A 4,732-nucleotide genomic window follows, 5' to 3' on the forward strand; every position below is an offset into this window, starting at 1 on the left:
CGCGCAGGCTGAAGGCCTGGCCGCTGCCACCCGTGCAGCCATTGCGGGGCAACGCTTTTTTGATGACGCGACCGATGAAGTCGCAACTTTGGAGCGCTTGCATCTGGAATGGGCTGACAACCTTCAAGTGCATCGTAACGAAGCTCGGGATCAGGCAACCGAGCGCATTGCCGAGCAGCAGCGCACGGTTGAATTGCTCAATCAGATGCCGCAATGGCTGCTGAGCGCGCCAGAAGCCGTTCGCCGTGAATATGCTGAAACGCTGCGTCGATACCACGTTGCGGCCGACCTGCTGGAGGAACAGTTGGACGCCGCGCTGCCGACTTTCGACGCGTTTACCTCGCAACAATTGGCCGCGCAAATCAAGACCGATTTGAGCATTGATGTCGACGCCGATCAGTTGTTCATCGATCTGCCGGAAAGCGCGGCTCAGACATTGGATATCGATCAACAGTACGGCTCGCTTCGCCGCGGTGAGTGGATCCCTAGCGCGAAACGGGTGCGGCTATCGCTGGCTGAACTGGCGCGGCATAACATCGATCCCAAAGATGGCGAAACGATGGCGCGGTTCACTTTCGCCCGAATTGAGGGCGCCACGGAACAGTTGACCGCCCCGACTTCGCTGACCGCCGATTACGTGGCCCGCACTATTCCGCTCCTCAATGTCGCCGGTCAGTACCGAACGCTGCTGCGCGAAGTGTTTCAAACGCAGTCGACGCAATCAGCACCTATTGCTCGGGAAGTCTTGCTTGAACCCTATGCGCTGGAGATGTTGCTGGAAGGCTTTGCGGCGCTGCACAGCAAGCAGTTGAGTGTTCACGCTTATCAAGTGCTTCAGTGGGCAGTGCAGGCGCGCAACAATGCTGACTTGCGCACCCATCAGTTGCAGGTGAGCTGGATCGTGCTGAAGCCTGGTCATGCGGTCAACGGTGACACCAATAGTACGACTCTTTCCGGGCTATGCGTGATCCACCACGAGCCCACCGCGACCACATTGGTCTACTTGCCCCAGGCCCCCGATGGTATTTCGTTGATAGAGGCGTCGAGCCTGCGGAAGGCAAAATTGTTGCTGATCGACCGACTTGACGCCCATCCGTCGTTAGTTGAATACCTGGTTTCGCGTATCGATGACGAAGACCGCCAAGCGGCCGATAAGACCTATATCGAAGCGTCTTTGATGCGTAAGTTCGACGGTTTTATTGCGTTTACTTCTGCGCATTCTCTGCACATGGCAGCGCAGCAAGTGGAAGCCCGCGCCTATCTTATTTACGCGCAGACCAAGCGTGATGCTCGCAGTAACAGCGACATTCACAGCGAGCGAATGCTGCGTCAAGACCTCACCTACAGGGCCTATTTCAGGGCGATTCTGTCTTTTCTGCCAGGGCTCGGAACGGTGTTCAGCCTGCAAGACGGTTGGAACGACGGTCACGCTGCTGTTTCTGCATTCAAGAAGGATAAGAAAGAGGAGGGTGAGTTGTTGGTGGCCAGTGCCTCTTTCTGCGTGTTGGATATTCTGCTGTCAGTGGTGCCTGGTGTGGCGACTGTCGCGGCTATTGCGAAGATTGCACGGCGCGCGACTAAGCTGCGACAGATCGCGAATGCGGCCAAAAATGCGGCCAAAAGGCTGCCTTCGTCCACCCGCAAACATTACGTGCTGCCGGCTTTTGAGGGCTACGAGGTCGATGTCTCATTGTTTGATGCCCGTAAGCAGTTCGGGATGGATGCCGGCACTTTTCTCAAAGACGGACAGTTGTGGATCAAACGAAACGGTAAGGCCTGTCAGGTCTACCGGCGTAAAGGTGAGCAAACCCTGCGTCTGCGCAAAACTACAGACAAAGGCTTTGAGCCGCCGGTGCGTCTGGATGTTCACGGTGACTGGGTCTATCACACCGATATCGGCCTCAAGGGCGGCGTGAAATCGAGTATTGCCGAGACCTTGATTAGTGAGGCGCACGTCGACGCAGGGTTCACCCGCAAGCAAGCCCGAGCGTTGCTTGATCAGTTTGAATTTCCGGTGGATCAACAGCGACGCCTTGAACTGGATGCGGCGGTGCATTACCAAAGCCATCGAGCGATGCCGGACTGGGCGCAAACGTATCGACGCCAGCCGGTCGCAGGGTTCAGTCGCGCTGCTGCGGTATCTGTCGCACGTGCTGACAGCTGGAAAACGTGGGGTCGCTATTCCGACGAATTCGCTGCTTTGAAACCGAGCAATCCGCAACCGCCGATCTTTCGTGTCCCCGGGACCGTTGACGGTGAAATGATTAGCATGGACGGTCAGTATTTTAATATTTTACCGGCCGGTACGACGCAGAACCCGACCATCGTTTTTCTACAAAACCCAGCTGCGGGTTCTTCCAAAGGCAGCTTCGCTGAGCTTAACGAGGTCATCAGGGCTGACCGCTTCGGCCAACCGGTCATGAGTGCTTTCAAGGAAGGCAAATGGACCGTGCATGGCACCTTGTTCTCGAAAAAAATCCAGCATTTGATTGCCGATATTCGTCCTACGCTGACGCCGATATCGCAGCGAGTGTTGGCGGAGAAACTCTATCAACTGGCCGATGATGGCCTAGCCCTGACGGCCACTCGGCTGATGAATATGAAGGCGACGCTCAACGCTTGGAAAAAAGGACATCGGGCGCCTCTCGCTAATCTTAATGACCCATTGGTGATGCTTGAGGGGGTCAAGCCAAACAGTTCGGTTGGCGTGCGAATCATCAATATCAGCTATGAAAGCTCTTTGGATTCATTTTTTCGGCTGGATTTCCACGTCGCTGATCTGTTTGACGCCAGAAGATTGAGGCGGGTAGGCCCACAAGCAATGAGTACGCAAGAGTTGTCAGAGTTGATGACTCAGCAGCTTGTCGGCAGTGGCTATGAGTTGGTGCCCGATGGGAACTTGGCGCATTTCACCCCGACGTTGATGTTTCAGAGACCAGGGTTGGATCATCTTTACATGTTGAATGTGCGGCGGGCCAACTCTTCCAATATTATTACGCGCGACCTGCAACCGCTATCGTCGGGGTTTCCGATGTCCAACGAGTGGGTTGAAAGCTTTCTGGTGCGTTACGCGGGCACGGATATTGCGACAAGGATCTCGACTGCGCGAACCCAAGGCAAACTGATCAAATTGATTGGTGGCGCAAATGCTCCTAGAGCGTCGGGACATGGCACGCAATTGTTCGTGATACGAGTAGCCGATGATTTTTGACAACAACATAGCTTTATAGGTGGAGCGTCGTCGGATAATCGGATGAAAGCAGGCGAGCGTGCTTTCATCCGTTATGGGGCACTTACAGGAACACGAACTTGGCGATGAAAATTACGCACAGCGCGTACAGGCTGACGGAGATTTCCTTGTGTTTTCCGGTGCCGACCTTGAGTACCACGTAGGTAATAAAACCCAGCGCGATGCCGTCTGCGACTGAGAAGGTCAGCGGCATCATGATCACCGTGACAATTGCCGGAATACTGTCGGTGGCTTCGTCCCAATGGATGTGCGCCATACCGCCCATCATCAACATTGCGACGTAGATCAATGCACCGGCGGTGGCGTAGGCGGGGATCATCCCGGCCAGCGGCGCAAAAAACATCGCCACGATAAACAACACGCCGACGGTAACCGCGGTCAGGCCGGTACGTCCGCCTGCCGCTACGCCTGCGGCACTTTCCACGTAGCTGGTGACGGGTGGCACACCGACCAAGGCGCCGAACACGCTGGAGGCGCTGTCAGCTTTCAGCGCTTTCGACAGGTTCTCTATCTTGCCATCTGGTTTTACCAAGCCAGCGCGCTGGGCGACGCCCATCAAGGTGCCCGCGGTGTCGAACATGTGCACGAAAAGGAACGCCAGCACCACGCTGATCATGCTGACGTTAAACACGCCTTTGATGTCCATCGCCAACCAGGTCGGCGCCAAGCTCGGCGGGGTGGAGAAAATGCCGTTGTACTGCACCAACCCAAGACCCCAGCCCGCCAACGTCACGGCAATAATACTGATCAGGATCGCGCCGAAAACCCGGTGGTAGCTGAGCACTGCGATCATCAGAAAACAGATGGCCGCCAGTAAAGGGCCCGGCTCGCGCAACGAACCGAGCTTGATCAACGTAGTAGGGCTGGCAACCACGATCCCGGCGGTCTTCAGGCCGATGATGCCGAGAAACAATCCGACCCCTGCGCCCATGGCGAAACGCAGGCTGATAGGGATGCTGTTGAGCAGCCACTCACGAATGGGCGACAGGGTAAGGAACATGAATATCAAACCGGAAATAAACACCGCACCGAGCGCGGTTTGCCAGCTGTAGCCCATGGTGCCGACCACGGTATAGGTGAAAAACGCGTTCAAACCCATGCCAGGTGCTAGGCCAACAGGCCAGTTTGCATACAACCCCATCAACAGGCAGCCAAGCGCTGCGGCAATGCAGGTGGCGACGAACGCAGCCCCATGATCAATGCCGGCGTCGGCCATGATGTTCGGGTTGACGAAGATGATGTACGCCATGGTGATGAACGTCGTCAGGCCGGCCAATAGTTCGGTTCTAACGGTCGTGCCATGCAGGCTCAGCTTGAACACACGTTCGAGCAGGCCAGTGCGTGGCGGCGTTAGATCCAGCGTCGTTGCTTCGGATTTAGGGCTTTCCACAGCGGGGTACTCCTCAAGTCTTTTATTGTTTTCCCACACCTGTAGCGGTGCAGTGAGGCGGTGCACCTGGGTTAATGATTTTTTTGACCATC

2 protein-coding genes are annotated in these 4,732 nt (G+C 55.9%); one reads left to right on the plus strand and one right to left on the minus strand.

The genetic code is table 11. The features are described from left to right. The coding region (locus M0974_RS05430; protein WP_297833731.1) for a DUF6543 domain-containing protein at positions 1-3,211 on the plus strand (3,211 nt) is incomplete at its 5' end. 82 nt (positions 3,212-3,293) lie between these two features. Here M0974_RS05430 and M0974_RS05435 read toward each other — a convergent pair. Further along, a complete protein-coding gene (locus M0974_RS05435; protein WP_297833732.1) occupies positions 3,294-4,640 on the minus strand; it encodes an NCS2 family permease in 1,347 nt (448 codons plus the stop codon). Positions 4,641-4,732: the final 92 nt, after the last annotated feature.

The organism is Pseudomonas sp., from assembly GCF_026224925.1.
Lineage (GTDB): Bacteria > Pseudomonadota > Gammaproteobacteria > Pseudomonadales > Pseudomonadaceae > Aquipseudomonas.